Origin of the sequence: Sphingomonas sp. A2-49, from assembly GCF_025548555.1 — a bacterium.
Taxonomy (GTDB): domain Bacteria; phylum Pseudomonadota; class Alphaproteobacteria; order Sphingomonadales; family Sphingomonadaceae; genus Sphingomonas.
This window is the reverse complement of record NZ_JAJLPA010000034.1, coordinates 22,856-29,105: the sequence shown is the minus strand read 5'-3', so window position 1 is coordinate 29,105 and position 6,250 is coordinate 22,856. Positions and strand designations below refer to the sequence as shown.

The 6,250-nt window shown below is 66.2% G+C and carries 8 protein-coding genes; 2 read left to right on the top strand and 6 right to left on the bottom strand.

The annotated features are described in order from the left end of the window. The 5 genes from LPN01_RS18080 to LPN01_RS18060 form a co-directional block, all read right to left on the bottom strand. The coding region (locus tag LPN01_RS18080) for a type IV secretory system conjugative DNA transfer family protein (protein WP_262829807.1) at nt 1-402 on the bottom strand (402 nt) is incomplete at its 3' end. Next, complete coding sequence (locus LPN01_RS18075; protein WP_262829806.1) at nt 402-686, bottom strand: hypothetical protein; 285 nt, start codon at nt 684-686, stop codon at nt 402-404. The genes LPN01_RS18075 and LPN01_RS18080, both read right to left, overlap by 1 nt. Then, nucleotides 683-907 (bottom strand): conjugal transfer protein TraD, encoded by a 225-nt coding sequence (locus LPN01_RS18070; RefSeq protein ID WP_262829805.1) that lies wholly within the window; start codon nt 905-907, stop codon nt 683-685. Before LPN01_RS18070 ends, LPN01_RS18075 begins: the two co-directional genes overlap by 4 nt. Before the next feature lie 13 nt (nt 908-920). Next, nucleotides 921-1,250, bottom strand: coding sequence for a conjugal transfer protein TraD (locus LPN01_RS18065; protein WP_262829804.1), 330 nt, complete (start codon nt 1,248-1,250; stop codon nt 921-923). Then, entirely contained in the window at nt 1,250-1,507 is a 258-nt protein-coding gene (locus tag LPN01_RS18060; protein ID WP_262829803.1) for a hypothetical protein, read from the bottom strand. The genes LPN01_RS18065 and LPN01_RS18060 overlap by 1 nt, the downstream gene beginning before the upstream one ends. 153 nt (nt 1,508-1,660) lie before the next feature. Here LPN01_RS18060 and traA point away from each other — a divergent pair, with 153 nt between their 5' ends. Together traA and LPN01_RS18050 are read left to right on the top strand one after the other, a co-directional pair. Then, complete coding sequence (gene traA, locus LPN01_RS18055) at nt 1,661-4,597, top strand: Ti-type conjugative transfer relaxase TraA (RefSeq protein WP_262829802.1); 2,937 nt, start codon at nt 1,661-1,663, stop codon at nt 4,595-4,597. 6 nt (nt 4,598-4,603) lie between these two features. Then, nucleotides 4,604-5,362 carry a DUF6118 family protein gene (locus LPN01_RS18050; protein WP_262829801.1) on the top strand — a complete coding sequence of 253 codons (759 nt, stop codon included), beginning with the start codon at nt 4,604-4,606 and terminating at the stop codon, nt 5,360-5,362. Here the strand turns inward: LPN01_RS18050 and LPN01_RS18045 are convergent. Beyond that, nucleotides 5,332-6,228 carry an MBL fold metallo-hydrolase gene (locus LPN01_RS18045; RefSeq protein ID WP_262829800.1) on the bottom strand — a complete coding sequence of 299 codons (897 nt, stop codon included), beginning with the start codon at nt 6,226-6,228 and terminating at the stop codon, nt 5,332-5,334. The two genes, LPN01_RS18050 and LPN01_RS18045, sit on opposite strands and share 31 nt — an antisense overlap. Between the last annotated feature and the right edge of the window lie 22 nt (nt 6,229-6,250).

The following is a 6,250-nucleotide window of genomic DNA, read 5'->3' as shown; positions in this document are numbered from 1 at the left end:
GAGCAGCAGCAGGTTGGGGATGATCGTGCCGACGCCCTTGCCCGACCGGGTGGGTGCCATCGTCAGCAGATGCGCTGCGCCATCGTAGTGCAGCAGCTTCCCCGACTTCGCCGAGCGGCCGATCAGGAGATCCCCGCTTTCTTCCAGCTTTCGCACGTCGGCGCGGTCGCCGAACCGGGCCGACCCCAGCAGCTCGCTTTGCCGGTTGGCGGCGTTCCGGTTGACGCGCCAGGTGCAGAACAGGATCAGGCCGAACAGCAGAAACGGAATGTCGGTCGCAATCTCTCCAGAGCCGAAGATGCCCTTGAGCCAGGCGTTGCTGGCGAACAGCACCACCACGGCCACGACGATCGCGAACCGCCAGCTTATCGGCCGACGCCCGCCAATGAGCGGACCAGCCATCAGACCGCCACGGCGACGGGCGTGATCGGCAGGGAGCGATCGGCGTCGGGATGATTGAGGAGCCGGAGCAGGATTTGCGACACGAGGGGAGGGGATACCCCTTTATCCAGCAGCATGTCGAAAAACGCATCGTCGTTAGGCGACGGGATCATGTCCTCGATTACGAGGTTGGCGCGCGACTCTGCCATGTCCTCGCGCCACATGGCGACTTCCGCAGGCGTGCCGCGCACGAAATCCATAGCCCGAACTTCCGCCCGCACCGCCTCAACGTCGAAATCGCTCATGGTGCTTCACTCCCTTCCGCGTCCGCATCGAACGCGCGTTTGCCGCGTCGCTTCCACAGCGTCAGCACGTCTCCGGCATCATCACCGCGAGCGCGTCCCGCCAGATCGAGCAGCGCGCCGTAGAGGGTGGCGCGATCATCGTCGGTCAGTTCGACCAGCCCGGCTTTCTGGACCAGCCCGCCCAGCTCGATTAGGTGGCGCGTTCGTTCGCGGCGTTGCACGACCCAGGCCCTGCTATCGGTTCGCCGCTGCGTCGCTTCCGCTCGCAGCGTCGCCGCCCGGTTCAGCTTGAGCGCCCGATCCGATACCGCCAGCATCGCCGCCACCTTTGCGCCCGCGCCGTTGAAAGAAGGCCGCGCCCTTCGACCGCCACGCCTCCCTTGCGCCCGCATCTTTTGATCCGATCGCATCGAGCAGCACGCCCGCCAGCGTCTCGGCATCAAGCGTATCGGCCCCGGTGGCGGCTACGAGCTGGCCTAGCTGTTCGACCCGCTTCGCCTTGAGTGACCGGGCCTTGTCGCCGAGCGCCTTTAGCTCGGCGTCGTAATCGCGAACTTTCCGCATCAGGAATCATCCTCGTCGGGTTCATCAGGTGCGGCGGGAATATCGGACCATTGCGAGCCGGTTGCGCCGTTTACATCGACACCGGGCGGTGCTTCCTCATCCCATAAAACGCGCCAGCCATAGACCACCCCGTCGTCGCTGGCGTTCTCGTCGAGCTGGAACGGATAATCGTCGAGCGCCTCGACACTGACACCCAGCGCACGGGCGACATACTCGTCACTTCGGCGCTCCATCGCATCTTCGTATGCACGGCTCATTGTGTTCTCCTTTGTGGGAGCAGTTTGCCAGACCGGACGAGGAGTGCAAGCCACAAGCGCCAGCAAGTCAGTCACGAGGAGCGCAGCGAGTTGTGAGTGCGCGCTTATACATCGTTGCCGACGTGCGCTTAGTAGTGCAATAAGCAAGCCATCATGGCGATCTACCACTTTTCTGCCAAGGTTGTGAGCCGCGCGAACGGATCGAGCGCGGTCGCGAGCGCGGCCTATCGTTCGGCATCCGAGCTTCACGATGACCGGCTTGGGCGCGATCACGATTTCAGCAACAAGGCGGGCGTCATCCACTCCGAGGTGATGTTGCCGGAGGGCGCGCCGGAGCGTTTAAACGATCGCTCGACCTTGTGGAACGAGGTGGAGGCAGGGGAGAAGCGCAAGGACGCGCAGCTTGCCCGCGAGGTGGAGTTCTCGATTCCGCGCGAGATGAATGAGAAGCAGGGCGTCGCGTTGGCGCGCGACTTCGTGAAGCAGCAGTTTGTAGATCGCGGCATGGTCGCGGACCTGAACGTGCATTGGGACAAAGCGAAGGACGGCAGCCCCAAGCCGCACGCGCATGTCATGCTGGCAATGCGCGACGTGGGGCCGGAGGGGTTCGGCCAGAAGAACCGTGACTGGAACTCGACCGAGCTATTGAAGGACTGGCGCGAGGCATGGAGCGCGCACGTCAACGAGCGCATGACCGAGCTGGGGCTAGAGGGGCGGATCGACCATCGTAGCTATGAGGCGCAGGGCATCGAGCTGGAGCCACAGCACAAGATCGGCCCGGCCGCGTCGCGGCGACCGGAGCAGGGACTTGAGGCGGAGCGGATCGAGGATCACGCGCGCATCGCCCGTGAGAACGGCGAGAAGATCATTGCCAACCCGGGCGTGGCGCTAGACGCGATCACGCGGCAGCAGGCTACGTTCACCACCCGCGATCTTGCGACGTTCGCGTTCCGGCACAGCGACGGCAACGAGCAGTTCGACCAGGTGATGGGGGCGGTGCGCGCCAGCCCCGAGCTGGTCGCATTGGGCAAGGATGGGCGCGACCAGGAGCGGTTCACGGCGCGCGACATGATCGCCGTTGAGAACCGGCTTGAACGTGCGGGCGACGAGCTGGCGGGCCGGGGCGAGCATGGCGTCGCCGATCGGCACCGTGACGCCGCTACGGCCAAGGCCGAGAGCAGGGGTCTTGTCCTGTCGGGTGAGCAGCGTGACGCCTTCGATCATGTGACCGGCGACGCGGGGCTGGCGTCCGTCGTCGGCTATGCCGGCAGCGGCAAATCCGCCATGCTCGGCGTCGCGCGCGAGGCGTGGGAGCAGCAGGGCTACACGGTTCGCGGCGCGGCGCTGTCGGGCATTGCGGCCGAGAACCTTGAGGGCGGGTCCGGTATCGCATCGCGGACCATCGCCAGCCTTGAGCACGCATGGGGGCAGGGCCGCGAGCAGCTAAGCCCGCGTGACGTGCTGGTGGTGGACGAAGCGGGCATGATCGGCTCGCGGCAGATGGAGCGGGTGTTGAGCCAGGCCCGCGACGCCGGGGCAAAGGTCGTCATGGTGGGCGACCCCGAGCAGTTGCAGGCGATCGAGGCGGGCGCGGCGTTCCGCAGCGTCACCGAGCGGCACGGCGCGGCCGAGATCACCGAGATACGCCGGCAGCGCGAGGACTGGCAGCGCGACGCCACGCGCGCGCTGGCGACGGGGCGCACCGGCGAGGCGATCCATGCCTATGACGGCAAGGGCATGGTCCACGCGGCTGACACGCGGGAGCAGGCGCGGGGCGAGCTGGTCGACGGCTGGGATCGCGCGCGGCAGGCCGAACCGGGCAAGAGCCGGATCATCCTCACGCACACCAACGCCGAGGTGCAGAGCCTCAATGGCGAGGCGCGGGACCGGTTGCGCGCATCCGGCGACCTTGGCGACGACGTGACGGTGAAGGCAGAGCGCGGCGAGCGGCAATTCGCGACCGGCGACCGCATCATGTTCCTTCGCAACGAGCGCGGCATGGGGGTCAAGAACGGCACGCTGGCGACGATCGAGCGGGTATCGCCTGAGGGCATGGCGGTGCGCCTCGATGATGGGCGTGGCGTCGCGTTCGACACCAAGGATTACGCTCATGTCGATCACGGCTACGCGGCGACGTTCCACAAATCGCAGGGCGTGACGGTCGATCGGGCGCACGTCCTCGCCACCCCGGGGATGGACCGGCACAGCGCCTATGTCGGCATGTCGCGGCATCGTGAAGACGTGCAGCTCCACTATGGCCGCGACGATTTCGCCGATCAGCGCCAGCTTGTCCGCGCCCTGTCGCGCGAGCGTGGCAAGGACATGGCGGGCGACTATGCGGTCCCGGAGCAGGATCAGGCCCGCGCGTTCGCCGATCGGCGCGAGATCCGGTTCCCGGAACGTGCGCGTGAAATGGTCGCGAAAGTTCGCGACAAGGCGCGGGGCATGTTCGCGGGGTTCCGGCTGAAACCGGCAGTGGAACGGGCGACGTCGCCCGAGCGCAGCGCGGCCAGCCTGTCCCGAGCGCAGTCGAGGGAGCCGCTCGCACCCTCGCAGGCCCGTGCGATCGAACGCTATGGGCGCGCCGCAGCCGATATAGGCCGGATGCGGGACAAGGGGTTGCCGGTGCTGGCGCATCAGGAACAGGCGCTGGCGAAGGCCGGCGAAACGCTTGACCAGACCCGGCCCCATGCCGCGCGCGACCTTGCCAACGCGATCGAGCGCGACCCCCGGCTTGCCCGCGACGCGGCCGAGGGAAATACGGGCGGCGCGGCGAAGGCGATGGAAACCGAGCGTCAGGTCCGCACCGACCCGGAGAAACGCGCGGGCCGGTTCGTGGAGCAGTGGCAGGGCTTGAAGGAAGCTCGGACCAGCATGGAGCGTGCCGGCGACCGGGCGGGCGCGGAAAAGATCGGCAAGCGCATGGAGAGCATCGCGGGCGGACTGCATCGCGATCCGCAGCTCGAATCCGCGTTGCACCGTCGCGCGCCCGAGCTGGAACTGAAAATGGAGCGCGGTCGGTCGATCGCAAACGAGCTGGCGCAGTCGGTCACGATCGGCCGCGACCGCGATCGTGGCATGAGCCGGTAGGTGACGATGGACGACGATATCCAAGAGGGCGGCGATCCAGCAGAGGCGTTCGACCGGCTGCGTGCCGTGATAGAAGGCCAGGACCGCGAGCTGGCGTTGCTACGCCGTGCCGTGGAGGGCTTGGCGGCCGAGCGGGCGCATATCGACGTTCCCGACTATTCGGAAACACTGGGGCGGATGCAGCAGGGCGTGGACGCCACGGCTGACCGGATCGCGGTCATCAACGACGTGATCGCTCGGAGTCCGGCGCTGGCGATTACACCCGAGCAAATGGCGCAGCGGATCGCCGCAGCAGGCAACGCCGCCCGGCGTGAGGATCAGGCAGCGCTCGCCAAGGCCGGCGAGGATAAGGCCCGCGTCATGGCCGAGCTTCGCGCCATCGCCGGATCGGCATGGACGCGGGCCGACCAGAAGAACCGGCAGCTATGGTTCGGGCTGGGCGGGGCAGCGATCGGCATCCTCGTATGGTCGATTCTGCCTGGCCTCGTCGCGCGCGAGATCGCTCCGGCGAGCTGGCAATGGCCCGAGCGAATGGCGGCGCGGACGCTCGACTTGCCCCGTTGGGAAGCCGGGCAGCGGATGATGCAGAGCGCCGATCCGGCGCAGTTCCGCGCGATCGTCGGGGCTGACAGGATTGTGACGGCCAATCGCAAGACGATCGAGGGGTGCAGCAAGGTAGCAGCACGAACGCGCGAGACGGTGCGATGCACGATCAGGGTCGCGCCCGCATATGTTCACGCGGCTTCGGCAACCGGCTTAAAGTAGTTGAGCGGCACCTTGAGGAACGAACGGCCGTCGTGTTCCGGCTCGGGAAGATGACCGCCCCGGATGTTGACCTGCAACGCCGCCAGCATGAGGCCCGGCAACGGCAGCGTCGCGTCGCGCTCGGTACGGGTTTTGACGAACTGCTGCTCGTCAATTCCATCCTTTACATGAATGTTTTCGGCGCGGTGCTGCGCGACGGTGGCCATGCACATCGGCTCGCGACCGTCCTTGCCGTAGTCATGGCCAACGAACAAAGCCGTGTTACCCGGCAGATCGAGGATTTCGCGGATGCTGTGGTACAACTCACGAGCGTCACCGCCCGGGAAATCCGCGCGCGACGTGCCGGAGTCGGGCATCATCAGCGTATCGTGGACGAACGCCACGTCGTCGAACACATAGGTGATCGAAGCCAGCGTATGGCCGGGGGAGAACAGTACGCGGGCTTCAAGCTCGCCGACGCGAAACGTGTCGCCTGCGGCAAACAGCCGGTCCCACTGGCTACCGTCGTCGGGCAGATCGGGGAGGCAATAGATGTCCTTCCAAAGCTTCTGCACGCCGACGACCTTCTCTCCGATTGCGCGCGGCGCACCGGACTTCTCAGCCAGATATGGTGCTGCGGAGAAGTGGTCCGCATGTGGGTGGGTATCGAGTATCCATTCGACCTTGAGGCGCTCGGATTCGACATATTGCGCGATTGCATCCGCGTTGGACGTACATGTCGCCGCCGCCTTGTCATCGAAGTCGAACACGGGGTCGATGATGGCAGCCGAGCGGGTCGCCTTGTCTGCGATCACATACTGATAGCTTCCCGTCTGTTTGTCATAGAACGCCGCAACGACGGCTTTCTCCCGGTCATAAATTTCCATGTTCAGCTCCTGTGGTGGGCAG